The sequence below is a fragment of the Tomitella cavernea genome, assembly GCF_016599145.1.
Classification (GTDB): domain Bacteria; phylum Actinomycetota; class Actinomycetes; order Mycobacteriales; family Mycobacteriaceae; genus Tomitella; species Tomitella cavernae.
Window position 1 is genome coordinate 56656 of the sequence record NZ_JAENKO010000006.1, and the last position, 26152, is coordinate 82807.

General features: G+C 70.0%; 23 protein-coding genes. 17 read left to right on the forward strand and 6 right to left on the reverse strand.

What is annotated here, in order from left to right; all coding sequences use genetic code 11:
* Positions 1-70: 70 nt before the first annotated feature.
* Positions 71-3367: a (Fe-S)-binding protein gene (locus JJ683_RS04140; protein ID WP_200171487.1), complete on the reverse strand. Its 3297-nt coding sequence runs from the start codon at positions 3365-3367 to the stop codon at positions 71-73.
* Positions 3368-3856: 489 nt separating this feature from the next.
* Between JJ683_RS04140 and JJ683_RS04145 the strand changes: the two genes are divergently transcribed.
* From JJ683_RS04145 to JJ683_RS04175, 7 genes are all read left to right on the forward strand, one after another.
* Complete coding sequence (locus JJ683_RS04145) at positions 3857-4129, forward strand: hypothetical protein (RefSeq protein ID WP_200171489.1); 273 nt, start codon at positions 3857-3859, stop codon at positions 4127-4129.
* A 119-nt stretch (positions 4130-4248) separates the two neighbouring features.
* Positions 4249-4683: a hypothetical protein gene (locus tag JJ683_RS04150; protein WP_200171491.1), complete on the forward strand. Its 435-nt coding sequence runs from the start codon at positions 4249-4251 to the stop codon at positions 4681-4683.
* A 202-nt stretch (positions 4684-4885) separates the two neighbouring features.
* Positions 4886-5230: a hypothetical protein gene (locus JJ683_RS04155; protein WP_200171493.1), complete on the forward strand. Its 345-nt coding sequence runs from the start codon at positions 4886-4888 to the stop codon at positions 5228-5230.
* Between the two features lie 262 nt (positions 5231-5492).
* Entirely contained in the window at positions 5493-7340 is a 1848-nt protein-coding gene (dnaK, locus tag JJ683_RS04160) for a molecular chaperone DnaK (RefSeq protein ID WP_200171586.1), read from the forward strand.
* Positions 7337-8038, forward strand: coding sequence for a nucleotide exchange factor GrpE (grpE, locus tag JJ683_RS04165; RefSeq protein ID WP_200171495.1), 702 nt, complete (start codon positions 7337-7339; stop codon positions 8036-8038). Before dnaK ends, grpE begins: the two co-directional genes overlap by 4 nt.
* Before the next feature lie 90 nt (positions 8039-8128).
* Positions 8129-9304 (forward strand): molecular chaperone DnaJ, encoded by a 1176-nt coding sequence (gene dnaJ / locus JJ683_RS04170; RefSeq protein WP_200171497.1) that lies wholly within the window; start codon positions 8129-8131, stop codon positions 9302-9304.
* The gene (locus JJ683_RS04175; RefSeq protein WP_200171500.1) at positions 9304-9717 is read left to right on the forward strand and encodes a heat shock protein transcriptional repressor HspR; all 414 of its coding nucleotides are present in this window, start codon (positions 9304-9306) and stop codon (positions 9715-9717) included. Before dnaJ ends, JJ683_RS04175 begins: the two co-directional genes overlap by 1 nt.
* 84 nt (positions 9718-9801) lie before the next feature.
* On the opposite strand, the gene JJ683_RS04180 is transcribed toward JJ683_RS04175, so the two are convergent.
* On the reverse strand, positions 9802-10314 hold the full coding sequence (locus tag JJ683_RS04180) for a hypothetical protein (RefSeq protein WP_200171502.1): 513 nt from the start codon (positions 10312-10314) through the stop codon (positions 9802-9804).
* Positions 10315-10502: 188 nt separating this feature from the next.
* Here JJ683_RS04180 and JJ683_RS04185 point away from each other — a divergent pair, with 188 nt between their 5' ends.
* Positions 10503-11129, forward strand: coding sequence for a response regulator (locus JJ683_RS04185; protein ID WP_307810675.1), 627 nt, complete (start codon positions 10503-10505; stop codon positions 11127-11129).
* 24 nt (positions 11130-11153) lie between these two features.
* On the forward strand, positions 11154-12347 hold the full coding sequence (locus JJ683_RS04190; RefSeq protein WP_307810676.1) for a sensor histidine kinase: 1194 nt from the start codon (positions 11154-11156) through the stop codon (positions 12345-12347).
* An 11-nt stretch (positions 12348-12358) separates the two neighbouring features.
* On the opposite strand, the gene JJ683_RS04195 is transcribed toward JJ683_RS04190, so the two are convergent.
* Positions 12359-12787 carry an ArsI/CadI family heavy metal resistance metalloenzyme gene (locus tag JJ683_RS04195; protein ID WP_200171506.1) on the reverse strand — a complete coding sequence of 143 codons (429 nt, stop codon included), beginning with the start codon at positions 12785-12787 and terminating at the stop codon, positions 12359-12361.
* Between the two features lie 77 nt (positions 12788-12864).
* Between JJ683_RS04195 and JJ683_RS04200 the strand changes: the two genes are divergently transcribed.
* From JJ683_RS04200 to JJ683_RS04210, 3 genes are all read left to right on the forward strand, one after another.
* Positions 12865-13269 (forward strand): ArsR/SmtB family transcription factor, encoded by a 405-nt coding sequence (locus JJ683_RS04200; RefSeq protein WP_200171508.1) that lies wholly within the window; start codon positions 12865-12867, stop codon positions 13267-13269.
* Positions 13266-14348 carry an ACR3 family arsenite efflux transporter gene (gene arsB, locus JJ683_RS04205; protein WP_200171510.1) on the forward strand — a complete coding sequence of 361 codons (1083 nt, stop codon included), beginning with the start codon at positions 13266-13268 and terminating at the stop codon, positions 14346-14348. Before JJ683_RS04200 ends, arsB begins: the two co-directional genes overlap by 4 nt.
* Before the next feature lie 76 nt (positions 14349-14424).
* The gene (locus JJ683_RS04210) at positions 14425-14859 is read left to right on the forward strand and encodes an arsenate reductase ArsC (RefSeq protein ID WP_200171512.1); all 435 of its coding nucleotides are present in this window, start codon (positions 14425-14427) and stop codon (positions 14857-14859) included.
* Positions 14860-14895: 36 nt separating this feature from the next.
* Here JJ683_RS04210 and JJ683_RS04215 read toward each other — a convergent pair whose 3' ends face one another.
* Both JJ683_RS04215 and JJ683_RS04220 read right to left on the reverse strand, forming a co-directional pair.
* Positions 14896-15408 (reverse strand): hypothetical protein, encoded by a 513-nt coding sequence (locus tag JJ683_RS04215; RefSeq protein ID WP_200171514.1) that lies wholly within the window; start codon positions 15406-15408, stop codon positions 14896-14898.
* Positions 15409-15554: 146 nt separating this feature from the next.
* Positions 15555-16706: an FAD-binding oxidoreductase gene (locus JJ683_RS04220; RefSeq protein ID WP_200171516.1), complete on the reverse strand. Its 1152-nt coding sequence runs from the start codon at positions 16704-16706 to the stop codon at positions 15555-15557.
* A 313-nt stretch (positions 16707-17019) separates the two neighbouring features.
* Here JJ683_RS04220 and JJ683_RS04225 point away from each other — a divergent pair, with 313 nt between their 5' ends.
* Complete coding sequence (locus JJ683_RS04225) at positions 17020-18564, forward strand: AMP-binding protein (protein WP_242474400.1); 1545 nt, start codon at positions 17020-17022, stop codon at positions 18562-18564.
* 99 nt (positions 18565-18663) lie between these two features.
* On the opposite strand, the gene JJ683_RS04230 is transcribed toward JJ683_RS04225, so the two are convergent.
* Positions 18664-19152, reverse strand: coding sequence for a MarR family winged helix-turn-helix transcriptional regulator (locus JJ683_RS04230; protein ID WP_200171520.1), 489 nt, complete (start codon positions 19150-19152; stop codon positions 18664-18666).
* Between the two features lie 94 nt (positions 19153-19246).
* Between JJ683_RS04230 and JJ683_RS04235 the strand changes: the two genes are divergently transcribed.
* From JJ683_RS04235 to JJ683_RS04250, 4 genes are all read left to right on the forward strand, one after another.
* Positions 19247-20863: an MFS transporter gene (locus JJ683_RS04235; protein ID WP_200171522.1), complete on the forward strand. Its 1617-nt coding sequence runs from the start codon at positions 19247-19249 to the stop codon at positions 20861-20863.
* A gap of 413 nt (positions 20864-21276) precedes the next feature.
* Positions 21277-23838: an ATP-dependent chaperone ClpB gene (gene clpB, locus JJ683_RS04240; protein WP_200171524.1), complete on the forward strand. Its 2562-nt coding sequence runs from the start codon at positions 21277-21279 to the stop codon at positions 23836-23838.
* Between the two features lie 852 nt (positions 23839-24690).
* On the forward strand, positions 24691-25338 hold the full coding sequence (locus JJ683_RS04245) for a DUF5666 domain-containing protein (protein WP_207279924.1): 648 nt from the start codon (positions 24691-24693) through the stop codon (positions 25336-25338).
* 88 nt (positions 25339-25426) lie between these two features.
* Positions 25427-26125: a TtfA family protein gene (locus JJ683_RS04250; RefSeq protein WP_200171528.1), complete on the forward strand. Its 699-nt coding sequence runs from the start codon at positions 25427-25429 to the stop codon at positions 26123-26125.
* Positions 26126-26152 lie beyond the last annotated feature (27 nt).

Here is a 26152-nt window from a genome sequence, read left to right on the forward strand (position 1 = left end):
CTGCCGAAACGACGGATCCCCGCCGCGGACCTGTGCGGTCCGGCGACGGGGATCGTGTCGTGCTTGCGGGTCAGCGCTTGCCCGGGGGCTTAGCACCGCCCTGCATGCCCAGGCCCTTCGGCTTGACGCTCAGAGTCGGCTTGTCGTCGTCCGACGCCTTCGTGTCCGGTGCCGGCGTGTCCTGCTTCTTCTCGGCAGGTGCGTCGTCGGCCGGCGCCTCGGAAGCCGCCTCGGCTGGGGGAGCCTCGTCCGCCTGCGGCGCCGCGGGCGCGGCGGCGGGCTTCGGCGCGCCCGGCTTCTTCGCGCCCGGGGCCATCGCGCCCCCGGCCAGCCCGAGGCCCTTGGGCTTGACGCTCAGGCCCGCAGGCTTGTCGGGAGCCTCGGCGGATTCCTGCACCGATTCGGGCTGAGACGCGGCGGTGCTGGGATCCTCGGCCTCAGTCGCTTCCGGCTCGGAATCCTTGGCTTCGGGTGCCTTGGGCGCGGTGGCCTTGGGCGCGCCGGGCTTCTTGGCGCCGGGGGCCTTGGCGCCGCCGGCCATGCCGAGGCCCTTTACCGCGGGCTTGGGCGCGGCGGGAGCGTCAGCGGCAGTGGCTTCCGGTGCCTGCGATGCTTCGGCGGAGGTGTCCTCCGCCTTGGGTGCAGCGGGCTTGGGTGCGGTGGCCTTGGGCGCGCCGGGTTTCTTCGCGCCGGGCTTCTTGGCGCCGGGCTTCTTGGCGCCGGGGGCCTTCGCCGCCCCGGCCATGCCGAGCCCCTTCGCCGCGGGCTTGGGCGCTGCGGGCGCCTCGGCGGTCTTGGACTCCGGTGCCGGCTGCTCGGCGGGCTTCGGCGCACCGGGTTTCTTCGCGCCGGGCGCCTTCGCCGCCCCGGCCAGCCCGAGCCCCTTCGCCGCAGGCTTGGGGGCTCCGCCCGGCGCGGGTGCCCCGCCGCCGGGCTTCTTGGCCCCGGGCGCTTTGCCTGCGCCGGCCATCCCGAGCCCCTTGACCGCAGGCTTCGGCGCGCCGCCGGACGCGCCGTTGCCCGAGGACCCGCTGCCGCCGGTCGACGGAGCGCTCTCCGTCTTCTCCGGGGCCTCGGCGGGGGACTCCTTGAGAGCCGTGGCGGTACCGGCGCCGGCCGCCGCGGCCGGATTCTTGCGCACGGGGGAGGTGACGTTGACGGTGGCGCCGCCGCGGCGCACCCCGTCGAGCAGCACCTGCGCCACGTCGACCACCTCGACGCCCTGCGCCTTGTCCTCCTGCGCGGTGACGCCGTCGGCCATCATCACCTTGCAGAACGGGCAGGCGGTGACGACCTTCTTCGGCTGGGTGGTCAGCGCCTCCTCGACACGCTCGATGTTGATGCGCTTGCCGATGTTCTCTTCCATCCACATGCGCGCACCGCCCGCGCCGCAGCACAGGGAACGCTCGGCGTGCCGGGGCATCTCGCTGAGCTTGGCGCTGGAGCCGATGAGCTCACGCGGCGCGTCGTAGACCTTGTTGTGGCGGCCCAGGAAGCACGGGTCGTGATAGGTGGTGTTCTCCGGGGACGGATCGGCCACGGGGGTCAGGCGCTTGTCGCGCACCAGGCGGTTGAGCAGCTGCGTGTGGTGCACCACCTCGTACTCGCCGCCCAGCTCCGGGTACTCGTTGGTGAGCGTGTTGAAGCAGTGCGCGCAGGTGGAGACGATCTTGCGCTTCTTGCGCGGCAGGCCGTCGAACACCTCGTTGAGCGTGTCGACGTTCTGCATGGCCAGCTGCTGGAAGATCAGCTCGTTGCCGGCGCGGCGGGCCGGGTCGCCGGTGCAGGTCTCGCCGTCGCCGAGCACCATGAACTTCACCGCGGCGATGTTGAGCAGCTCGGCCACCGCCTTGGTGGTCTTCTTGGCGCGGTCCTCGTAGGCGCCGGCGCAGCCCACCCAGAACAGGTACTCGAAGTCGTCGAACGCGTCGACGTCCTTGCCGTAGACGGGGACGTCGAACTCCAGCTCGGAGATCCAGCCCATGCGGTCCTTGGCGTTCTGGCCCCAGGGGTTGCCCTTGTTCTCGAGGTTCTTGAACAGGCCGGCCAGCTCGGACGGGAACTCCGACTCGATGAGCACCTGGTAGCGGCGCATGTCCACGATGTGGTCGACGTGCTCGATGTCCACCGGGCACTGCTCGACGCACGCGCCGCAGTTGGTGCAAGCCCACAGTGCTTCCGTGTCGAATACCGGCTGCGGTTCTCCCTCCGCGTAGGAGCCGACGAGAGGACGCTCGGCCTCGGCGCGGGCGGACTCGGGGATCTTCGCCAGCGCAGCTTCGTCGGCGTTGCCCTCGGCGTCGACGAGGCCGATCTCGTCGCCGCCCATGTCCTTGCTGCCGCCGGCGAGCAAGTACGGCGCCTTGGCGTACCCGTGGTCGCGCAGCGACATGACCATGAGCTTGGGGCTCAGCGGCTTGCCGGTGTTCCACGCGGGGCACTGGCTCTGGCAACGTCCGCACTCGGTGCACGTGGTGAAGTCCAGCCAGCCCTTCCACGAGAAGTCCTCGACCTTGCCGGCGCCGAACGCGTCGACTTCGGGGTCGGCCTCCTCGAGTTCGAGCACCTTGCCGCCGGACATCATCGGCTTGACCGCGCCCAGGGCGTTCTTACCGTCGTCCTCGCGCTTGAAGTAGATGTTGAAGAATGCGGCGAACCGGTGCCAGGCGACGCCCCAGGTGACGAAGTACCCGACGACGGCCAGCCAGATCATGCCGGAGAGCAGCTTGACCACGGCCGCCCAGCTGACGGCGGTCTCGTCGATGCCGGTGAACAGCTGCGCGAAGTAGTGGGTGAAGAACGACGTCCAGATGGGCGGGTTCTCGCCGCCGCTGGCGATCTTGAACGTCTTGACGAAGATCATGCCCAGGCCCTCGATGAGCACGACCCACTCGACGAAGTAGGCGGCCTTGAAGTCGGAGCCGGTGAACCGGGACAGCCGCGAGGGCACCCGGGGATGGTTGATCTGGCGGATCACCATGAGCACGAGGACACCGATGACGGTGCCCAGGCCCAGGACCTCGCTCCACAGCTGCCAGATGTTCCAGGAGCCGAACACGGGCCAGTGGAAGTGCGGGTCGAAGGACTCGCCGTAGGCCTCGAACCACAGCAGGGCGCCGCCGAGGAAGCCGATCATCACGAACCAGTGGGCGATGCCGACGGTGCGGTTCTTGAGCATCTTGGTGTGCGCCAGGAACTCGACGATCACCGTCTTGACACGCGGAACGACCGGCGTGTTGCGGGTGCGGTCCGGCTGGCCGAGCGCGATGGTCTTGACCATGCGCCACACGCCGGAGGCGAACATCACCCAGCACGCGACGCTGATCAGCGACGCGACGGTGCCCAGCGTGATGGTCAGGGCGTTCATACGGGTCCCTTCTTCGGGGCGGTCATGTGGGGCGGTGGGCTCGACGCGGCAGTCCCGGATACCCGGCGTCCTGCCCGCGGTCGCCGCCCGCCGGCCTCGCGCAGGATGATACCTGCTGCGGACACCGACTTGTTACCAGCTGGTAACCTTATGCGCCCCTGTGCAGGGCAGGGGTCGCCCATGCTCGGAACCTACACCGGCCGTCCGTCGTCCGGCGGGGTCAGGGTAGGCAAATCCCCCGGGGCCGGGACTGTGCGCGTGGGCACTGGCGCGGCCGCGCGCAGTCGCGGCTGACTGCCGTATCGCTCCTGGCTGTCGTGCGTTCGGTGCAATCCGCCGCGAGGATTTCATTGTGTTATGTGTATTGGGTTACACTTATCCGGTACTTGTACGGGTCACTCTCGCTGGCATCGCGTCCGTGCGGGGTGGTGTGAGCAGTTCCGTCGTCGCAGTCGGGGTGCGGCCACGGACGATGAGGAGTCGTTGCATATGAAGATGATGCGATACGTCGCCGCTCCGGTGGCCGCCGTGACGATCGCCGTGTCCGGTGCGGGCGTGGCGTCGGCCGCGACGCCGGGCGATATCGCCCAGGGCATCAACCTGGGCCAGAGTGTGGCGCAGTACCCCGGGAGCGTGGCGAACATGCTCCTCGGCCAGCCGTACGGGGGTGCCGCCGCGACGATCATCGGCCTGCTCGGCGGTTCCATCGGGCTGGGGCTCGCGCTGGCGCCGGGGGTGGAATTGCCGACGATGCCGTTCTGACCGCTCGCCGTTGTGACGGGGCGTGCCCGCCGGGTGCGCGATGACCGCTCCGCGGAGCGCCCGTGGAATCGCGGCCGCAACGGCCGCGCAGTATTGCCGAATCGTTTGGGAGGAAGACCATGAACCGTAGTCGTTACCTGGTGGCGCCGCTGGCCGCTGCCGCCCTGGTGGCAGGAACCGGGGTAGGCGTGGCCGGCGTCGCGAACGCCGCCCCCGCGCCGGGCTCGATCGAGATGCCGGCGATGCCTGCCCCGCCGGCGGCGCCCGCGCCGCAGGACCTCAACATCGATGCGTTCCTGAAGCAGCTCGGCATCAACACGGCGATCGGCGGGTTCGCCGGCACTGCGGTGGGGGCGAGCCTCGGGTGCGCGCTGGGCGCTGGAGCTGGCGCGGCGGCTACCGCTGGCGTGGCGACGGGTTCGGGATGCATATCCGGTGGCCTGCTCGGCGGCCTCGCAGCCGGTGCCGGTGCCGGCGGCGTGGTCGGCACCATCCTCGGCGGCTTGGGTGCCATCCCGGAGCTCTTCGCCCCGGAGGCCCCGGCCGAGGGCTGAGGCAGCCGCACATAATGCCCGCGGCCGGCGCGTCGATCGCGCAGCCGACCTGGGTCCCCGTATGGCCCGGCCCTGTTCGCAGGGCCGGGCCATACGCGTACCCGAGGCCGGGGCGAGCCCCTGCCGGGGGCGCGGGCATCCGTTCCGGCCGACCCGCGATGGCCAAGCAGTACGCACTGAAACCGACCTCGGGAGAAAACGCATGACACGCAATAGCTGGATCGCCTCGGCGGCCGCGGCCGCCGTGCTGACCGGCGGCATCGGGTTTGGTACGGCAGGAACCGCTGCCGCGGCGCCCGCCGGGCCGCCGGCCCCTGAAGCCCCGCCGACGTGGATCCTGATGCCCAGCACCGGCGACCCGAACCTGGACGCGCTCCTCGGCGAATACGGCGTCGCCACCGACCCGGGCGCGGACCCCATCGCCGCCGGGGCCACCTGGGGGTGCCTCGTCGGCTCCGCCGCCACGCTCGTGACGACGGTCGGCCTCGCGTCGCTCGAGGGGTGTGCGATCGGCGCGGGAGTGGGCGCGGCGGCTTCCGCCTCGTAGGGCAGCCTTCGCCCACCGCCGCCCTCGCCCGGGGAATGCGGCGCATTCCGGCTGCCGCGCGGTGATGTGCGTCGCATAGGCTCATGGCGGGAATGATCCTCCGGGAGCGTCCGTTATGCCGGATGACAAACCTGAGCGAGTGAGGCTCAATCGAACTTGACGTCACGTAGCGCCTGATGCAATCTTGAGTGTGAAGTGCTCAATCCATGCCGGGTACGCGCTGGGTTTGATCACGACCACCGTCAACATCAGGAGGAACATCATGGCTCGTGCGGTCGGTATCGACCTCGGGACCACCAACTCGGTCGTCTCCGTTCTGGAGGGCGGCGAGCCCGTCGTCGTCGCCAACGCCGAGGGCTCGCGGACCACGCCGTCCGTCGTCGCCTTCGCCAAGAACGGTGAGGTGCTCGTCGGGCAGCCGGCGAAGAACCAGGCCGTCACCAACGTCGATCGCACCGTGCGTTCGGTCAAGCGCCACATCGGCACCGACTGGAACGTCGCCATCGACGACAAGAAGTACACCTCCCAGGAGATCAGCGCCCGCACGCTGATGAAGCTCAAGCGTGACGCGGAGGCCTACCTGGGCGAAGACATCACGGACGCGGTCATCACCGTGCCCGCCTACTTCGAGGACAGCCAGCGCCAGGCCACCAAGGAGGCCGGGCAGATCGCGGGCCTGAACGTCCTGCGCATCGTCAACGAGCCCACCGCGGCGGCCCTCGCCTACGGTCTCGACAAGGGCGAGAAGGAACAGACCATCCTGGTCTTCGACCTCGGCGGCGGCACCTTCGACGTCTCGCTGCTGGAGATCGGCGACGGCGTGGTCGAGGTGCGCGCCACCTCGGGCGACAACGAGCTCGGCGGCGACGACTGGGACCAGCGCATCGTCGACTGGCTCGTGGACAAGTTCAAGTCGGCCAACGGCATCGACCTGACCAAGGACAAGATGGCCCTGCAGCGCCTGCGTGAGGCGGCGGAGAAGGCCAAGATCGAGCTGTCCAGTTCGCAGACCACCTCCATCAACCTGCCCTACATCACCGTGGACGCGGACAAGAACCCGCTGTTCCTCGACGAGCAGCTCAGCCGCAGCGAGTTCCAGCGGATCACCTCCGACCTGCTCGACCGCACGCGCAAGCCGTTCCAGGCCGTCATCAAGGACGCCGGCATCGCCGTGGGCGACATCGACCACGTCGTGCTGGTGGGCGGTTCCACCCGCATGCCCGCGGTGACGGAGCTGGTCAAGGAGATGACCGGCGGCCAGGACCCCAACAAGGGCGTCAACCCGGACGAGGTCGTCGCCGTGGGTGCCGCGCTGCAGGCCGGCGTGCTCAAGGGCGAGGTCAAGGACGTCCTGCTGCTCGACGTGACCCCGCTGTCGCTGGGCATCGAGACCAAGGGCGGCGTGATGACCAAGCTCATCGAGCGCAACACCACGATCCCCACCAAGCGGTCGGAGACCTTCACGACGGCGGACGACAACCAGCCGTCGGTGCAGATCCAGGTGTTCCAGGGCGAGCGCGAGATCGCCACGCACAACAAGCTTCTCGGGTCGTTCGAGCTGACCGGCATCCCGCCGGCGCCGCGCGGCGTGCCGCAGATCGAGGTCACCTTCGACATCGACGCCAACGGCATCGTGCACGTCACGGCCAAGGACAAGGGCACAGGCAAGGAGAACACGATCAAGATCCAGGACGGTTCCGGCCTGTCCCAGGAGGAGATCGACCGGATGGTCAAGGACGCCGAGGCGCACGCGGAGGAGGACAAGCAGCGTCGCGAGGAGGCGGACGTCCGCAACCAGGCGGAGTCGCTGGTCTACCAGACCGAGAAGTTCATCAAGGACAACGAGGACAAGGTCCAGGCAGACGTCAAGGAGAAGGTGGAGGGGTCCATCCAGGGCGCCAAGGACGCGCTGGCGGGCACCGACATCGCCGCCGTCAAGTCCGCGATCGAGCAGCTCAACACCGATTCGCAGGCGCTCGGCCAGGCCATCTACGACGCGCAGGCCGCTGAGGACGGCGCGTCCGCCGAGGGCGGCTCCGCCGACGGTCAGGACGACGTCGTCGACGCGGAGGTCGTCGACGACGCCGGGAACGATCAGGAGAAGAAGTGACACAGGCGCCGCAGGGCGACGGCGGGCGCGCCACGTCCGGCGAGCGCGAGGAGCCCGTCGTCGTGACCGACAACCGCAAGGTCGACCCTGAGACCGGGCAGGCCCGCACCCCCGACTCGGCCGCGCAGGCCGAGCCGGGGGCGGGGGCCGGCGAAGAGGCCGTGGACCTCGATCTCGAGGCCGCGGTGGTGGACGGCGAGCTCGACGGAGCGGCGCTGCAGGTGGCAGAGCTGACCAACGACCTGCAGCGTCTGCACGCCGAGTACGCCAACTACCGCAAGCGCGAACAGCGCGAGCGGCAGGTGGCCGTCGCCCAGGCGAAGGCCTCGGTGATCGGCGAGCTCCTGGACCTCCTCGACGACCTGGACCGGGCCCGTGACCACGGAGACCTCGATTCCGGCCCGCTCAAGTCGCTCGGCGACAAGCTCGTCGGCACGCTCAAGGGGCTCGGCCTCGAGGGGTTCGGCGCCGTGGGCGACGCGTTCGATCCGGAAATGCACGAGGCGGTGCAGCACACGGGAGGCGACGACCACCCGGTGCTCGACACGGTGCTGCGCCGCGGATACCGCGTGGGCGACCGGGTCCTGCGCACGGCAATGGTCATCGTCGGCGACGCTCCCGCCGACGCGGCCGGCGGCGACGGCGGCCCGACCGCCGGGCCGGCGGACACTGCATCGGGTGCACCGCCCGCGCAGTGAACGGAAAGCACGATAATCAGTAACCGCAGTGACCACACTGAGAAGTGACCTGCGGTCACGTGAGCACGACAGGAAAGGAGGTGGCGCCCGGTGACGCAGCGCGAGTGGGTGGAGCGAGACTTCTATGCCGACCTGGGCGTCACGTCCACCGCGACGGCCGACGAGATCAAGAAGGCCTACCGCAAGCTGGCGCGTGAACTGCACCCCGACGCCAACCCCGGCGACGAGGCGGCGGAGGAGCGCTTCAAGCGGGTCAGCGAGGCCTACACCGTCCTCGCGGACGCGGAGAAGCGCAAGGAGTACGACGAGGCCCGTCGTATCTTCAGTGCCGGCGGGGGTTTCAGTCCCGGCGGCGGATCCCGCACCGGCGGACGCACCGGCGGGTTCAGCCCCGGCGGTTTCTCGACGGCCGACTTCGACCTGGGCGACCTGTTCGGCCAGGCCACGGGCGGCGGCGATGCCGGCGACATTTTCGGCGGACTGTTCAACCGCGGCACCCGGCCCTCGCGCCCCAGCCGCGGCAACGACATCGAAACCGAGATGACGATCGACTTCCGCGAGGCCGCGCGGGGGTCGGTGCTGCCGATCCGGCTCACCAGCCCCAGTCCGTGCATCACCTGCCACGGCAGCGGTGCACGGCCGGGCACCAGCCCCAAGGTGTGCGCGCGGTGCAACGGCTCGGGTGTGGTCAGCCGCAACCAGGGCCACTTCGGGTTCAGCGAGCCGTGCGTGGACTGCCGCGGCACAGGCTCGATCGTGGACAGCCCGTGCACCGACTGCAGCGGAACCGGCGTCACCACGCGTGAGCGCACCATCAGCGTGCGGGTGCCGTCGGGCGTCAAGGACGGGCAGCGGATCCGGCTGGCCGGCCAGGGGCAGGCGGGCATGCGGGGGGCGCCCTCGGGCGACCTCTACGTGACCGTGCACGTGCGCCCTGACCGCGTCTTCGGCCGCGACGGCGACAACCTCACCGTCACCGCGCCGGTGACGTTCGGCGAACTCGCACTGGGCACCACGCTGCACGTGCCCACGCTGGACAACAAGGTGGGCGTGAAGGTCCCCGCCGGCACCAAGGACGGTCGCACGCTGCGCGTGCGCGGCCGCGGGGTGCCCAAGCGCTCCGGCGGGGCGGGAGACCTGCTCGTCACCGTGCGCGTCGCGGTGCCGAACCAGCTCGACAGCGCCGCCAAAGACGCACTCGAGACCTACATCAAGGCCGAGAAGGAAAGCGGGTTCGATCCGCGCGCGGACTGGGCCGGTGCGTGATGACGGGCCGTGACCCGGGCGGGCGCAGGCGCGGCAGGGTGGAGGCGGCACTGTTCGGCATCTCGGTGGCAGCCGAGATGGCGGGCATGCACGCGCAGACCCTGCGCACCTACGACCGACTGGGGCTGGTGACCCCCGCCCGCACCAGCGGCGGCGGGCGCCGGTACTCCGATCACGACGTGGAGCTGCTCCGTGAGGTGCAGCGCCTCTCGCAGGACGAGGGCGTCAACCTGGCCGGCATCAAGCGCATCATCGAGCTGACCGGTGAGGTGGCCGCGCTTGAAGCCCGCGTCGAGGAGCTCATGGCGGAGACGACGCGGCTCCGGGCGCGCACGGCCACGGCCGGGCGCGAACTGGTGCCGTTCGAGCCGGGCAACGCGGTGGTCGTGTGGCGGCCGCGGACCGGACGGTGATAGCGGCGATATCCGCCCGAGCCTGACCGGCAAGCAAGACGGATCCCCGTCGCCCTGGGGCGGCGGGGATCCGTCATGCGTGCCTCAGCCGTTGTCGCTGACGTGGAAGCTGAACTCCGCGTTGGGGTAGCCCGCGTCGATCGTGTTCGCGGTGCCGACGCCCACGTGCGCCTGAGTGCCCACGGTGTTGAGGTTCCCCTGGTAGTCGTTGGCGTGCAGCGTGACGCCCCGGTGCGACACCCCGTTGGACAGGTCGTAGTCGAGGTTCACCGCGACGCCGTGGTTGCCGTTGCTCAACACCGTGATGTCCTCCGTGGAGTGTGCGCGGATCGCCTGCCACGGCGCGTCGCTGAACGTCCCGTCCTGCACGGTGCCGCCCTGGTAGTACAGGGTGTCGCAGGTCTCGTTGGTGATGTGCACCGTGATCGACGCGTCGTCGTCCGGGGCGGTGGGGCCGGCCAGTGAGCCGAGCGATCCGGAGACGGGGGCTGCGGAGGCGCCGGTGGCGAGGGCGGTGGCGGTGACCCCGGCGCCGGTGACGAGGGCGCCTGCGGCGAGGACGGAGGCGACGACTGGGGTGGCGAAGCGGACGCGCATGATCAATTCTCCGGACGGTGTCGGTGGTGGTCTGCCGGTGTGCTCCGGCGATGCATCCACTATCCGGCGCGCGGGCCGGGAAGTATGTCCTGCGCGGGGAGGGTGCGAGGGGGGAATGCGCGTGTCCACCGACAGGGGGACACGCGAAAGCCGCGTGCGCGTCGGTGCAGGGTGGAACACTTCAAGGCGTGGAAGTGCGCGTAGTCGTGGGCGACGATCACCCGATGTTCCGTGAGGGCGTGGTGCGGGCGCTCGCCGCCGCCGACGGCATCACGGTGGTGGCAGAGGCCGATGACGGCGCCGCGGCTCTGGACGCGATCCGGGAGCACCGCCCGCAGGTGGCGCTGCTGGACTACCGGATGCCCGCGCTCGACGGCGCCGCAGTGGCGGCGGCCGTCACGGCGGAGAAGCTGCCGACGCGGGTGCTGATCCTGTCCGGTCACGACGAGTCCGCCATCGTCTACAGCGCGCTCGAGGACGGGGCGTCGGGTTTTCTGCCCAAGGAGTCCTCGCGTGCCGAGATCGTGCTGGCCGTCCGCAACTGCGCGAAGGGCCGCGACGTCCTGCCGCCGGAACTGGCCGCCGGCCTGGTCTCCGAGGTGCGGCGCCGCAAGGAGGGGCCGGCGCTGAGCGACCGCGAGGCGGAGGTGCTCGACGGCATTGCGCAGGGCAAATCGGTGCCGACGATCGCCGGCGAGCTGTTCCTGGCCCCGTCCACGGTGAAGACGCACGTGCAGCGCCTGTACGAGAAGCTCGGTGTCACCGACAGGGCCGCCGCGGTGGCCGAGGCGATGCGCAGGGGGATCCTGCGGTGACGCCGGGCGGGTGAGCATGTGAGCGTGCGCGACGACGCCGTCCGCGACCATTCGGTGGAGGCGCTGCGGGTCACGGCCCTGCTGCGGGTGCCGCTGCTGTTGATCATGGTGATGGTGGGCACCGCCGTGCCCGTGGATCATTGGCTGCCGGGCCTGTACTGGGGGTTGCTGGCGTTCTGGGCGCTCGTCGCGGTCTGGTGGCTGTGGCTGGTGTGGCGGGGGCGCGTGGCGCGCTGGGCCCTCGGAGTGTCCACGGCGGTCGACATCGTGGGACTGGTGTCGCTGTGTGCGGCGTCGGGCGGGGCGACGTCGGTGCTGGTGCCGGTGTTCTTCGTGCTGCCGGTGGCGGCCGCGTTCCTGCACGGCCCGCGTATCACTGCGGCGCTCGGCGTGTTGACCGTCGCCGGCTTCGTGCTGGTGTGGCTCTTCTACGCCGTGCGGGACGACACCGTCGACCTGCCGGACGTCGCCTTCCTCTACGCGGCCTTCCTGGCATGGCTGGCGGCGGCGATGACGGCACTGTCCGCGGTGCTCGAGCGGCGTTCCGCGGCGGTGATGGAGTTGCTCACCGCCCGGCGGAAGCTCGTGGCGGAGGCGCTGCGGGTGGAGGAGCGCGAACGTCAGCGGCTGGCCGAGCACCTGCATGACGGGCCCCTGCAGAACATCCTGGCGGCGCGGATGGACGTGGAGGAGGCCTCCGAGCGTCATCCCGACCCCGCCCTCGAGGGTGCAGAGTCGATCCTGCGCGACACCGCCGGCCAGCTGCGCGCCACCGTGACCACGCTGAACCCGCAGGTGCTCGAGCACCTGGGGCTCGCGGCCGCGCTGCGCGAACTGGTGGACCAGAGCGCACGCCGCGGCGGTTTCGAGACGCAGGTGGAGATCGACGGCGTGGGCAGGCCGGCCGAGCAGGCGCTGCTGTATTCGACTGCGCGTGAGCTGCTGGCGAACGTGGTCAAGCATGCGAGGGCGGATCGGGTGACTGTTTCGTTGGGGCAGTCTGGCCGGTTCATGGAGATGACGGTTGCCGACGACGGCGCGGGGTTCGACCGGGGCATGCTTCCGGAGCGCATCGCGGAGGGGCACATCGGGCTCGCCTCGCACGTGCTGCGGATCGAATCCGTGGGCGGCACCTGGGAGATGGACTCCGCGCCCGGACGGGGCACGACGACGGTGGTGCGGGTGCCCCGGGCCGGGCACGGCGTCGTTGAGGGCTGATGCAGGCGCGGTCAGCCCTCGCTGCCCGAAGAGCAGCAGGCGCCGCTGCGTGCGGGGGAGTCGCCCATCGCGTCCGCGTCGCTCTTGACGACGTAGACCTCCCAGGGTTCGGCGCCGGGGCCGTGGGCCCAGACCTTGTCCTGCACCGCGTAGCAGCACGTGGTGTCGTTCTCTTCGAAGGTCGCCAGGCCGACGTCGGCGAACCGTGTGGTGGCGGCGGCGACCTGGTCCGCGGATTCGACCTCGACGCCCAGGTGGTCCAATCTCGTGGACTGGTCGGGCTCGCCTTCGATGAGGACGAGCTTGAGCGGCGGATCCGCGACCGCGAAGTTCGCGTAGCCGGGCCGCCGCTTGGCGGGCGCCACACCGATCAGGGCGGAATAGAACGCGATCGAGCCTTCCAGATCGGCGACGTTGAGCGCGAGTTGCACACGGGACAAGGTGTCCTCCGATTTTGTGATTCGATGTCTGTCGATGCAAGATTGCACCCTGAATTGAAACCTGTCAATATCGAGCTATGTCGAATCAGCTGGACGTGCGTGGGGACGAGTGCGGGTGCCGCGGAGGATTGCTCGTCGCGCCGGTGGGAGGCGAGGAAGCCGTCGAACTGTCGCGGGTGTTCAAGGCGCTGGGCGACCCGGTACGGCTGCGCCTGCTGTCGATGATCGCCTCACACGACGGTGGCGAGGTGTGCGTGTGCGACTTGACGCCGGCCTTCGACCTGACACAGCCGACGATCTCGCACCATCTCAAGCAGCTGCGGCAGGCCGGCCTGATCGGCTCGGAGCGCCGGGGCACCTGGGTGTACTACTGGCTGCTTCCGGAGGCGACCGACCGTCTCGCCGCCCTGTTCACCCGGCCCGTCGGGTCGGCGGACGCCCCGCATGTCCAGGCGGCCGATGCGACGGAGGCGCCGGCATGAGCGTGGACACCTCCGCGCCCGCAACGCAGCATGCGCAGAAGCTGTCGTTCCTCGACCGGTTCCTGCCGGTGTGGATCGGACTGGCCATGGCGGCCGGGCTGGGGCTCGGGGCCGTCTTCGAGGGGCTGGACACCACGCTCGACGCCGTGCAGGTCGACGGGGTGTCGGTGCCGATCGCCCTGGGCCTCCTGATCATGATGTACCCGGTGCTGGCGAAGGTGCGCTACGACCGCGTGGGCGCGATCGCCGGCGACCGCAGGCTCATGGTCAGCTCCCTGCTGCTCAACTGGATCGTCGGACCGGCGGTGATGTTCACCCTGGCGTGGACGCTGCTTCCGGACCTGCCGGAGTATCGCACCGGCCTCATCATCGTCGGACTGGCGCGGTGCATCGCCATGGTGGTCGTCTGGAACGACCTGGCCTGCGGCGACAGGGAGGCCACCGCTGTGCTGGTGGCGATCAACTCGGTGTTCCAGGTGATCATGTTCGCCGTCCTCGGCTGGTTCTACCTGTCCGTGCTGCCGGGGTGGCTGGGGCTCGAGCAGACGAGCATCGACGCGTCGCCCTGGCAGATCGCCAAATCGGTGCTGATCTTCCTGGGGATCCCGCTGGTCGCCGGCTATCTCACCCGGCGCCTGGGCGAGCGGGCCAAGGGGCGTCAGTGGTACGAGCAGGCCTTCTTGCCGCGGATCGGCCCGTGGGCGCTGTACGGCTTGCTGTTCACGATCGTGATCCTGTTCGCGATGCAGGGCGAACAGATCACCTCCCGCCCGCTCGACGTGGTGCGCATCGCGCTGCCGCTGCTGCTGTACTTCGCGATCATGTGGGGCGTCGGCTTCGGCACCGGCGCGGCGCTGGGCCTGGGTTACAAGCGGACCGTGGCCATGGCGATGACCGCCGCGGGCAACAACTTCGAGCTGGCCATCGCCGTGGCGATCGGCACCTTCGGCGTGGCCTCCGGGCAGGCGCTGGCGGGGGTGGTCGGCCCGCTGATCGAGGTTCCGATCCTCGTCGGGCTCGCCTACCTGTCGTTGCGGCTGCGCAGGCGCTTCGCGTCGGAACGGGTGGCGGAGGCATAATCTGCGCCGCCGGCGTGACGTCGCGTGCCGGACGCGCCGCGGTCCGCACTTCCATCGTGTCCTCGAAAGGAACCCCATGCCCACCGTGCCCAGCGTGCTGTTCGTGTGCGTGCACAATGCCGGACGGTCGCAGATGGCGGCCGTCTACCTCTCCGCGCTCGCCGGGGACCGGATCGAAGTCCGCTCGGCCGGCACCGCCCCCGCCGACGCCGTGAACCCGGCCGCGGTCGAGGCGATGGCGGAGGCGGGCATCGACATCGCGGGCAGCAGCCCGCGGATACTCACCGCGGACGCCGTCGAAACGTCGACCGTCGTCATCACCATGGGGTGCGGGGACACGTGCCCGGTGTTCCCGGGGATCAGCTACCGCGACTGGGCGCTCGACGACCCGGCCGGCCGCGGAATCGAGGCCGTGCGGCCCATCCGCGACCGGATCCGGGAGAAGGTCGAGGCGCTGATCGACGAACTTGCACCGGGCACGCCCCGCGCGGCGCCCGCCGACGCCGGCTGAACGGCCGACGCCGGCCGGCCTGCGCACCCGGAACGGTCAGCTCACCGTGAAGATGTACCGCGCATCCGGCGAACCGTGCACGAAGTGCGGGTCCAGGCGCACGCCCGGGCTCGCGGCGGATCCGTCGGTGTTCGTCTGCGCGTGGTAGTTGTTCACCGCGATCGTCACATCGCCGACGTTCCCCCACCAGGCGGACAGGTGGTAGTCGAGGTACACGCCCACGCCGGGGCCGGCGTCGCTCGCCACGCGCACGGTCTGCGACGTGTGCGGGGCGATGGTGTGCGAGGGGCCGTCGACCCAGTGCCCGTCGGGGGCGTGGCCGCCGGTGAAGTACATCGTCGCGTCGGTGTTGTTGGTGACCACCGTGGTGATCGTCGCCTCGGCCGGCGCGGGCTGCAGGCACAGGGAACCATCGGGCGTGATGCACAGCGACCCCACCGGGATCGCGGGCGGCGGCGTGGCGGAGGCCCCCGTGGCGGCCGAGACGCCGATGGCGGCGGCGGCCGTGGCCGTGAGGATTCCTGCGGAGATCGCGCTGCGGATCTTCATGATGACTCCTATTGCGGGACTGTGTGTTTCGTCTGCATCGCCGGTGTGATCCGGCGATGCACCCACAGTCCCTCGGAATCAGAGCCGGGTCTGTCCCGTGGCGGGAGGATCCGGCGGGGGAATGCGCGGTTCCACCGAATGGGGGATCAGTACGGGTCGAAGGCGATGTTCTCGCGGGGCGTGCCGGCCGCGAGGAGCCGGCCCACGGTGGCCTCGACCATCTTGGGTGAACCGCACACCAGCACGCGCCGGTCCGACCACGCTCCGTATGACGTGACGACGTCGGCGAGCGTGCCCGTCTGCCGCGAGTGCATACCCGGCTCGTAACGGCTGTCGGTGCCCGTGAGCCACCAAGGGTCCTCGGTCTCCTCCGACACCGGCACCACGGTGAGCCACGGGTTCGTGATGGACAGCCGCCACAGTGTGGGCATCTCGGTGAGGTCTCCGGGATGCCGCGCGCCGTAGAACAGGTGCACCCGGGGATTCTCGCCGAAGCGGGCCATGTCCACGATGATCGACCGCATGGGGGCCACCCCGGAACCGCCCGCGACCATGAGCACGTCGCAGCCGGCGTCGCGGTCCACCTGCATCGACCCGTGCGCCGCGCCGAGCCGCCACCGGTCGCCCACCCGCGTACCGGACACCACCGGGCCGCTGACGTCGCCGCCTGGGACGGTGCGGACGAGGAACTCCACCTGACCGCCGGGGTTGGGCGGGATGGTGGGGGAGAGGTAGCGCCAGCCGCCCAACGTGGTGCGCACGCTCAGGTACTGGCCCGCCCGGTAGGGGACGGGTGCCTCGGCCTGCAGGCGGATGACGGCCTGGTCCCGGGTGGCCCGGATGTGCTCGACCACCGTCGCCTCGACGAAGGCCGGTCCCGGGTCCTTGGCGGCGCCCGCGTTCATCAGCTCAGTGGTGGCGCGCACCAGTAGCAGCAGGAGCTTGTCGATCTCCGGGGTGCGCCGGTGGGCCAGTCGCTGCGAGATGACCATCGCCATCGACTTGCGGAAGGCCGAATAGTCCTCGGTGGCGGCCCCGAACTTGCGGTGATCGCGGCCCAGCTGGCCCAGGAACGCCATCATGGCGGGTTCTGCGTCGGGGTCGTCGATCGAGCGCACCACGTACACGAGGACGTCCATGAACACCGCGCGGTGCTCGACCATGTTCGCCGGGAACATCGCGCGGGCGGCGGGCCGGTACGCGAAGAACCGCGCGAAGATCTCTGCGCTGAGAGCGTCGGAGTCCTCATGCAGAAACGCCAGGAAGCGTTGTCGCGGGGACGGTTCCGCTGTGGACATGCGACCCCCTTCCTGATCGGCACCACGGCCGCGCACCGACGCGGTCCATCCGGCCTGTACCCGCTGCATCCGCTGCGGGTACAGCGTACTGAACCGGGGGAGGACCCGGCGTCGCGGCAGGTGGCGGGCGTCTCACGACACCTGCCGGGAGTGCTCCGGGAACCGGTGCTGGAACATGTGTCAGTTCTGGCGATAGTGTCGGGTGGATCACGACGAAAGTGGAGGGACGATGAGCGACATCCTTACGACGGACTCTGCGGGCACTCCGGGGCCGGCCGGCGTGGCGGGGGCGGCGGACCCCGCTCTGCACCGCATGCAGTACATGCCCGATCTGCTGATCCGCGCCCTCGACCGCAACCAGGACAAGCCGGCGTTGTACCTGGGCGACGTGGTGCTCACCGCGGGCGAGGTGCGCGACCAGATCAGCTGCTTCATCCAGGCCCTCGAATCGCTGGGCGTCGGCAAGGGCACGAAGGCGTCGATGCTGTCGAAGAACCGGCCCGAGGTGCTCATCTCGATGGGGTCGACCATCATCGCCGGGTGCCGCAACACCGCGCTGAGCCCCACCGTGGAGCTCGACGCGCACCGCTACATCATCGACGACGCGCAGATCGAGATGCTCGTCTTCGACCCCCGCCACTACGAGGAGCGCGCTGCGCAGCTGCGCGATGCGTGCCCCACGCTGACGACGCTGTTGTCGTTGGGGCCGTCGGAGGCGGGCACGGACATCCTGGCACTGGCCGCCACGTTCGAACCGAGGCCGCTGGTGGCCGCGGATGTGGACGGCGAGGACGCGTCGTCGATGGTGTACACCGGCGGCACCACGGGCAAGCCGAAGGGCGTCGTCAACACCTTCCGATCGGGTGTGACGCTGCCGCAGATCCAGATGTCGGAGTGGCAGCTGCCCGACGACATGCGCTTCCTGGTGTGCACGCCGCTCTCGCACGCCGGCGCCGCGTTCTTCCTGCCGACCCTGCTGCGTGGCGGCGCGTTGGTGGTGCTCGAGCAGTTCTCGCCGGGCGCAGTGCTGGCGGCGATCGAGAAGTACCGGATCACCTCCACCATGCTGGTGCCGACGATGATCTACATGCTGCTGGATCATCCGGACATCGACCGACGCGACCTGTCCAGCCTGCAGACCCTGTTCTATGGGGCGTCCGCGATGTCGCCGTCCCGGCTGCGGGAGGGCATGGCCAAGCTGGGGCCGGTGTTCTTCCAGTTCTACGGCCAGTCCGAGTGCGGGATGAGTATCGCCGTCATGCGTCGCGAGGAGCATCTGCCCGACGACCCGGCGCGGCTCGCCTCCTGCGGCCGGCCGGTGCCGTGGCTGGACGTGCGACTGCTCGACGACGACTTGAACGAGGTGGCACGCGGCGAGCTGGGCGAGATCTGCGTGCGCGGTCCCCTGGTCATGCGCGGCTACTGGAACAAACCGGAGCAGACCGAGGAGGCGTTGCGCGGCGGGTGGCTGCACACGGGCGACGTCGCGCGCATGGACCGGGGCGGATTCATGACCATCGTCGACCGCAAGAAGGACATGATCGTCACCGGCGGATTCAACGTGTTCCCGCGCGAGATCGAGGACGTCCTCTCCGCAGACCCGGCCGTCGCCGGCGTCGCCGTCGTGGGCGTGCCCGATGAGAAGTGGGGCGAAGCCGTCAAGGCGTGCGTGGTCCCGCGTGAGGGCGCCGCCATCGACGCGGACGCGCTGATCGCACGGGTCAAGGACGCCCTGGGGTCGGTGCACTCGCCCAAGTCGGTCGACGTCATCGACGCGATCCCGGTGACGGGGCTCGGCAAGCCCGACAAGAAGGCGTTGCGGGCGCGGTACTGGGAGGGTGCTGAGCGGATGGTATGAGGTGGGGCAGTGGCGGCCGGCGGCCCCGCCCGACTGAGGCGGGGCCGCAGTCCCGGGATCGATCCGGACCTCGGGCCGACCATGCCTCGCAACTGCGGCTCATCGGTTGCGGTCGTCCCGGTCGAGTTCCTCCTCCATCGCTTTCGACAGTTCGCCGACGAACGCCTCGAACGTCCGCAGCATCCGGGGCGGATAGGTGGAGATCAACGCGTCCAGACGCTCGCCGAGGGGGCGGAAGAACATGTCGGCGCGCTCGTGAATGTACTTGCTGCTGCGTAGCGTCACGATTCTGCGATCGGCGTGTTCGCGGGTGCGAATGATATGGCCGGCCTCCTCCAGCCGGTTCAGCAGTGCCGTCGTAGCCCCTGATGACAGGGGCAGGCTCTTGCTGAGGCGGGCCGGCGAGAGCGGAACGCCCCGCTCCTCCGCTGCGATGATTTGCAGCAGCGCGTTCGCGTCGGTGGCGTGCAAGCCGAGCCACCGGGCGAAGACCCGGCTGAACTCTGTGAAGTGCCCGCCGAACGTCCGGAGGCCTTCCATCATCCGCTCCCGTTGCGCCACCACGGCCTCGACCGACTCTTCCGCCATGGTCGCGCCTCCTCCGCCGTTCCGCCTGTCGTCGTTGACAACGTAGCGCAGTGGAACTAACTTCATAGTCAAGTTACTTTACTATGGAGATGATGTGAAGATTTCACCAGTTGCCCGCAAATGGCTAGGCCTCATCGCCATCGCGTTGGGCGTGGCGATCATCGTGGCGGACACGACGATCGTCAACGTGATCGTGCCCACGATCGTCGAGGGCATGGATGCCACCTCGGTACAGGCCCAGTGGATCCTGGAGTCCTACGCCATCTCGTTCGCCGCGTTGCTGCTATTGACAGGGCGGATCGCCGACATCGTCGGGGCTCGGCGGGTCTTCCTTCTGGGGGTGGTGGTCTTCGGCCTGACCAGTGCGTTGGCAGGCCTGGCGCCCTCAAGCGGGATCCTGATCGTCGCTCGATTCCTTCAAGGAGCCGGCGCTGCGATGATCCTGCCCACGTCGCTATCGCTACTCAACGCGACGTTCACCGGCAAGGCCCGGGGGCAGGCCTTCGCCGTCTGGGGTTCGACGATCGGTGCCGCCGCCGCGCTCGGACCGGTGCTGGGCGGCTGGCTTTCCGAACACTTCTCGTGGCGCTGGGCATTCGGCATCAACGTGCCCTTGGTGCTGATCATCATCGCGGGAGTTCTGCTCTTCCTGGCGCCGTCGCCCCGTACCAGGGGCCGTATCGATATCCCCGGCGCGCTGTTGTCCGTGGTCGGGCTCGGCCTCCTCGCATTCGGGCTCATCGAGGGCCGGAACTACGGATGGCTGATCACCACCGAGCCGATGCAGATTCTCGGCTTCACATGGGGTGGCGGGCCTTCTCCCGTGCTGATCGCGTTGGTGGTTGCCGCTGCCACGTTGGCGGGCTTCGTACGTCGGCAGGCTGTGCTGAGCCGAGGCGACAGCACGTATGCCCTGATGGACGTTCGGCTCTTCCGCATCTCGTCGTTCCGCAACGGGAACATCGCCACCCTCATCATCAGTCTCGGCGAATTCGGGATCATCGCGGTGCTGCCGCTGTGGATGCAGTTCACGCTCGGTTACAGCCCGCTTCAGTCCGGGCTCGCGCTGGTGCCCGTGGCCATCGGCAGCTTCTTCGCGAACGGCGCGAGTTTTGGGATGGCCGCTCACGTTTCGCCGCTGAACATGCTGCGCATCGGCCTGGGCCTCGAAGCCGTCGGTTTGGCAGGGCTGGGCTTGATCGCCGCTACCGACAGCAGTTGGTGGCTGGTCTCTGTGGCGCTGCTGCTCTACGGTGTCGGCGTCGGCTTCGCCACAGCGCAAGTCACGAACGTCGTCTTGCAGGACATCCCTGAGAGCAGCGCGGGGCAGGGGGCCGGGGTTCAAAGCGCCTTCCGGCAACTCGGCACCGCGCTGGGAATCGCACTGCTCTCGACTGTGTTCTTCACGACGCTCGGCTCGCGGCTGTCGACACGACTGGCCGACGCGGGCCTGTCAGGCGGGCAGGTGGACACCTTGACCTCGTCAGTCACCGATAGTGCGGGCGCGGTGATCGACTCGCTTGCGGCCAATCCGAGCACATCGTTCGTTGCCGATGCTGCGCGGATGGCCATGACCGAGGGCATCAACCTCGGCGGTTTCATAGCAGCCGGTTTCCTTGTGATCGGGCTGCTTGCCACGGCATTCATCCCCAACCGGCCCGTGCCAGCAGAAGACGGCGATCCGGCATCCGCAGAGGGGGCGACGCTCTAGGGGCGAAACTCGCAGCCGCTCGGTCGGGGTGCGGCGGGTGGGGTTCGGGCAGGCATGAGCGGTGCGGGGCTTCGCGGGCGGGCAGGCCGGGGAGGTCCCGCACTGTTTCCGCATCTGTGCGGGTATCGCCGGCCGGGCGATGTAGGACTTCGGATGCGCCTCCGTCTGCACAGTGCAGCGTTGTGCGCCGAGGCCGCGCGGGTTGGAGGAATGGGCGCAATGCCCGTGGACCACGCGTGTGTCGTACATCATGCAATAGCGGCGCGCCGACGTGTATTGAGTGGAATAGACTCACCTATCCCAAGGTTGAGTGAGTCAGTATCAACAATATCGGCTCAGCGGTGCGCACGGGGCGTGAGATCCCAAGACGGGTTCGCGCCGCGGCCCGGTCCGACCCGTGAAGAGGGGTGGAAATGGAATCGTTCAACCCGACAACCAAGACCCAGGCGGCGCTGTCGTCTGCCCTGCAGTCGGCATCGGCCGCAGGCAACCCGGAGATCCGGCCCGCGCACCTGCTGGTGGCGCTGATCGACCAGACGGACGGGATCGCCGCGCCGCTGCTGCGCGCCGTGGGCGTCGACCCGCAGGCGGTCCGCGCCGAGGCGCAGCGGCTGGTGGACGCGCTGCCGACGGCGTCGGGCGCGTCCGCGCAGCCGAACCTGTCGCGGGAGTCGCTCGCCGCGGTGACGGTGGCGCAGAAGCTGGCCGGCGAGATGTCGGACGAGTTCGTCTCCACCGAGCACCTGCTCGTGGGCCTGGCGACCGGCGACTCCGACGTCGCCACGCTGCTCACCGGGCACGGGGCCGGGCCGGACGCGCTCCGCGAGGCGTTCACCACCGTGCGCGGCAATCGGCGGGTGACCAGCGAGGACCCGGAGTCCACCTACCAGTCGCTGGAAAAGTACTCGACGGACCTCACCGCCGCTGCGCGCGAAGGCAAGCTCGACCCGGTGATCGGCCGCGACACCGAGATCCGCCGCGTCGTCCAGGTGCTCAGCCGGCGCACCAAGAACAACCCGGTGCTCATCGGTGAGCCCGGCGTGGGCAAAACGGCCATCGTCGAGGGGCTCGCGCAGCGCGTGGTGGCGGGCGACGTGCCCGAGTCGCTGCGCGGCAAGACGGTCATCTCCCTGGACCTCGGCTCGATGGTGGCGGGCGCCAAGTACCGCGGCGAATTCGAGGAGCGGCTCAAGGCCGTGCTCGACGAGATCAAGGAGAGTGACGGCCAGATCATCACCTTCATAGATGAGCTGCACACCATCGTGGGCGCCGGCGCCACCGGCGAGTCCGCGATGGACGCCGGCAACATGATCAAGCCGATGCTCGCCCGGGGTGAGCTGCGGCTGGTCGGCGCCACCACGCTCGAGGAGTATCGCAAGTACATCGAGAAGGACGCAGCGTTGGAGCGGCGCTTCCAACAGGTGCTCGTGGGTGAGCCGAGCGTGGAGGACACCATCGGCATCCTGCGCGGGCTCAAGGAGCGCTACGAAGTGCACCACGGTGTGCGCATCACCGACTCCGCACTGGTGTCGGCTGCGACGCTGTCGGACCGGTACATCACCTCGCGGTTCCTGCCGGACAAGGCCATCGACCTGGTGGACGAGGCCGCCTCGCGGCTGCGCATGGAGATCGACTCGCGTCCCGTGGAGGTCGACGAGGTCGAGCGGATCGTCCGTCGCCTCGAGATCGAGGAGGTGGCGCTGGCCAAGGAGGATGACGCGGCCTCGAAGGAGCGACTGGACAAGCTGCGCGAGGAGCTGGCCGACGAGCGCGAGAAGCTCAGCCAGCTTATGGCGCGGTGGCAGAACGAGAAGCAGTCCATCGACGCGGTGCGCGAGCTCAAGGAGCAGTTGGAGAACCTGCGCGGCGAGTCCGAGCGCGCCGAGCGCGACGGCGACCTGGGCAAAGCCGCTGAGCTGCGCTACGGGCGGATCCCCGAGCTGGAGAAGGAGTTGGCCGCCGCCACCGGCGAGGCCGGCGACGACGGTGCGGGCGACGTGATGCTCAAGGAGGAGGTGGGCCCCGACGACGTCGCCGAGGTCGTCTCCGCGTGGACCGGGATCCCCGCGGGCCGCATGCTCGAGGGCGAGACGGCCAAGCTGCTGCGCATGGAGCAGGAGCTGGGCAGGCGAGTGGTCGGACAGTCCGAGGCCGTCCAGGCGGTGTCCGACGCGGTCCGGCGGGCGCGCGCCGGCGTCGCCGACCCAAACCGTCCCACGGGCTCCTTCCTGTTCCTGGGTCCCACGGGCGTGGGCAAGACGGAGCTGGCCAAGTCGCTCGCCGGGTTCCTCTTCGACGACGAACACGCGATGGTGCGGATCGACATGTCGGAGTACTCGGAGAAGCATTCGGTGGCCCGGTTGGTCGGTGCGCCCCCGGGGTACGTCGGCTACGAGTCCGGCGGGCAGCTCACCGAGTCGGTGCGCCGCCGCCCCTACACGGTGGTCCTGTTCGACGAGGTCGAGAAGGCCCATCCGGACGTGCTCGACATCCTGCTGCAGGTGCTCGACGACGGTCGCCTCACCGACGGCCAGGGTCGGACGGTGGACTTCCGCAACACGATCCTGATCCTCACGTCCAACCTGGGCGCGGGCGGCGGCCACGACCAGATGATGGCGGCGGTGAAGGCCACCTTCAAGCCGGAGTTCGTCAACCGGCTCGACGACGTGGTCATCTTCGACCCGCTCTCGGAGCAGCAGCTGGAATCGATCGTCGACATCCAGCTGGGCCAGCTGGCCCAGCGGCTCGAGGCGCGCCGGCTCACGTTGGACGTCTCCGGCCCCGCGCGGGCCTGGCTGGCGGCGCGCGGCTACGACCCGGCCTACGGGGCGCGTCCGCTGCGCAGGCTGATCCAGCAGGCCATCGGCGACCAGCTGGCCAAGAAGCTGCTCGCCGGCGAGATCCGGGACGGGGACGCGGTGCCGGTCACCGTGGCGGGGGACGGCGAGAGCCTGGTCCTGTCGTCTGGGTCATAGCGGAGTCGGCCGTAGGTGAGACGCCGGTCTCGCTCACGGCCGCCTCATGACCAACATCATAGGCGGTACCGGCCGTCATAGGTAGATTTGGTGTGTCCGGCATGCACAGAATGTTCACGGGGGCGGCGTGCGCTGCGCACCACCCAGGGTCCGGCCGGAGCCGGGCCCCGACGAAGGGACACGACATGCTTGCAGGACTCCTGATCGCCGCCGGTGCGGTACTCGCCATCGGGCTGGCCTCCGGGCGCGGGCTCGACTTCGGCGCCCGTGAAGTGCGGGCAAAGACCGACAATCTGCGCTGAAGACGCCCTGCGGCCCGCCGTGCGGTCATCACACGGGAGCCGCCGCCGCACGTATAGTGTGCCCGGACCTCGACGGGGTCCGGGCACACCGCTGTCCGGGCGCGGGGTGTGTGTTGGCGCCCTCAGCGGAAACCACGCGGGTTCACAGCCTGCACTCAGGATCCGTGCCTAGCCTGAGCAGCACGCAGCCGGCACGCGGCCCGGCCCGGAGAATGCGCCGGGAACGCACGCCGCGGTGTCGCCGGTGGTGCATGCCGAGGTTCCGATGGGAGGCCACATCGAGATGGATGACCCGGATCGTTCGTCGCGCAATGACGACGCTTCAGGCGCCGCATGGTCCCGGCCTCACCCCGGTGCGCGTCCCCCCGGCGCGCCCCACTCCGGAGAGCCGCGCCCGTGGCACCCGGGCGACGAGGCGTACAGGCCGGACGCCCCCTACGGGCCGGACGGGCCCTACGGGCCGGACGGGCCCTACGGGCCGGACAGGCCCGACGCCCCTTATCCGCCGGGCCCGTCGTACGCGCCCGGGCCCGGCCACGAGCAGGACACGATGGCGTTCCCGACGGCGCCGGTGCAGCCCACCGCGTTCGGCTCGCCGGCGTACGTGGAGCCCGGGTACACCGACGCCGCGGAGAGGAAGCGCAGGCCCATCGGCGGCGTCGGCGCTCTCGTCGCGGCGGTGTGCGTCCTGCTGATCGGGCTGGGCGGCGCCTACCTCGTGTCCGTGGGCCTGGGCTCGTCCGACGAGGAGCCTGCGGTGCCGGTGGGGATAGCGCAGCAGGCGCCCGCGACCGGTGCGCCCGGCGGACAGGGCGGCAGCGCCACCGGCCCGCTGCCGCAGGGGAGTTCCGGGGGCGAGGGGGCGCAGTCCCCGCAGGCGCCGTTCGGCTCGCTGGGCGGCGGATCCTCGGCCGGTGCCGGCGGCCAGTCCGAGCACGGCGGTACCAGCGCGGCGCTGGGCGTCGTCGCGTCCATCGACGGATCCACGTTCTTCGTACGCACCATCGACGGCAGCGAGAACCAGGTGGACACCGACGGGCACACCTACTTCGCAACGGTGCGGGGTACCGGCGGCATCTCCAAGCTCGCCGTCGGCGACCTGGTGTTCGTCGGAGGCGAGAACCAGTCCGACGGCACCATCAAGGCCGACATGGTCCTCGGCGGCGCGTTCCCCGAGCTGGGCGCGGGGACCAGGTGACCGCCGGCAGTCGTTATCAGACGCGGATCGCGCCGTCATCGGCGATGCTTCCACGTCTCCGACGGGTTCACGCTTAAGCTGTCCATCGATGTCTATCTTCTGGTTCGTCCTGGCCGCGTTGGCGTTGATCGGCGCCGTGGCGCTGATGTACCTGGACCGCAACAAGCCCGAGCCCGCCCGGGTGGGGCGCAGGGACTGGGCCGGCGCCCGCGGGCTGGTGTACGCCGACGCGGAGCCGGGGCTCACCGCGGAGTGGCGCCGCGGCGTGTTCGAGGAGTTCCCGCACTCGCGGGCCGTCGATGTGGCGATGGGGCTGCTGGACGGCTCGCAGATGTACATCACGGACCTCGAGGTGCCGCCGCAGGTGGGGCAGGAGGCGGCCGCGCCGCAGCGGGAGACCGTCGTCTGCCTGCAGCGTGCGGTCGGATCGCCGGTCGTGTTCGACTTGCGCGCCGAGACCTCACCCGCCCCCACGGAGCCCGAGGTGCACATCCTCGGCGCCGTCGGACGGTTCTTCGCGTTCTCCAACGACCTGGGCGTGGCCCGCAGGGTGTGCGACAGGCGCATGGTCGCCTTCGCCGAGGCGGTGCCCGAATGCGTCGACACGTTGTGGAGCGAAGGGGACTGGACGTTCGCGTGGCTCGTGTCCGGGGCGGGCCCCGACGACTGCGACGACGCCGTCGCCGCGCTGTCCAGGTTCACCTCGCTGTTGCGGGTCCTTCCCCCGGCCCTCGGCGGTCCCGTGCCTCAGGCGATGGCGCACGACCCGGGAAGCCCGCGCCCGTGAGCGCCGGTGCGGACCGGACCGGCCCTG

Bases quoted from the DNA above. Each gene is read 5' to 3' on its own strand.
- JJ683_RS04200 (WP_200171508.1), top strand. From the start codon at position 12,865: ATGTCGAATCAGCTGGACGTGCGTGGGGACGAGTGCGGGTGCCGCGGA.
- JJ683_RS04175 (WP_200171500.1), top strand. From the start codon at position 9,304: ATGACGGGCCGTGACCCGGGCGGGCGCAGGCGCGGCAGGGTGGAGGCG.
- JJ683_RS04210 (WP_200171512.1), top strand. From the start codon at position 14,425: ATGCCCACCGTGCCCAGCGTGCTGTTCGTGTGCGTGCACAATGCCGGA.
- JJ683_RS04245 (WP_207279924.1), top strand. From the start codon at position 24,691: ATGGCGTTCCCGACGGCGCCGGTGCAGCCCACCGCGTTCGGCTCGCCG.
- JJ683_RS04220 (WP_200171516.1), bottom strand. From the start codon at position 16,706: ATGTCCACAGCGGAACCGTCCCCGCGACAACGCTTCCTGGCGTTTCTG.
- dnaK (WP_200171586.1), top strand. From the start codon at position 5,493: ATGGCTCGTGCGGTCGGTATCGACCTCGGGACCACCAACTCGGTCGTC.
- JJ683_RS04225 (WP_242474400.1), top strand. From the start codon at position 17,020: ATGCAGTACATGCCCGATCTGCTGATCCGCGCCCTCGACCGCAACCAG.
- JJ683_RS04145 (WP_200171489.1), top strand. From the start codon at position 3,857: ATGAAGATGATGCGATACGTCGCCGCTCCGGTGGCCGCCGTGACGATC.
- JJ683_RS04140 (WP_200171487.1), bottom strand. From the start codon at position 3,367: ATGAACGCCCTGACCATCACGCTGGGCACCGTCGCGTCGCTGATCAGC.
- JJ683_RS04180 (WP_200171502.1), bottom strand. From the start codon at position 10,314: ATGCGCGTCCGCTTCGCCACCCCAGTCGTCGCCTCCGTCCTCGCCGCA.
- JJ683_RS04155 (WP_200171493.1), top strand. From the start codon at position 4,886: ATGACACGCAATAGCTGGATCGCCTCGGCGGCCGCGGCCGCCGTGCTG.
- arsB (WP_200171510.1), top strand. From the start codon at position 13,266: ATGAGCGTGGACACCTCCGCGCCCGCAACGCAGCATGCGCAGAAGCTG.
- clpB (WP_200171524.1), top strand. From the start codon at position 21,277: ATGGAATCGTTCAACCCGACAACCAAGACCCAGGCGGCGCTGTCGTCT.
- JJ683_RS04150 (WP_200171491.1), top strand. From the start codon at position 4,249: ATGAACCGTAGTCGTTACCTGGTGGCGCCGCTGGCCGCTGCCGCCCTG.
- JJ683_RS04215 (WP_200171514.1), bottom strand. From the start codon at position 15,408: ATGAAGATCCGCAGCGCGATCTCCGCAGGAATCCTCACGGCCACGGCC.
- JJ683_RS04230 (WP_200171520.1), bottom strand. From the start codon at position 19,152: ATGGCGGAAGAGTCGGTCGAGGCCGTGGTGGCGCAACGGGAGCGGATG.
- JJ683_RS04250 (WP_200171528.1), top strand. From the start codon at position 25,427: ATGTCTATCTTCTGGTTCGTCCTGGCCGCGTTGGCGTTGATCGGCGCC.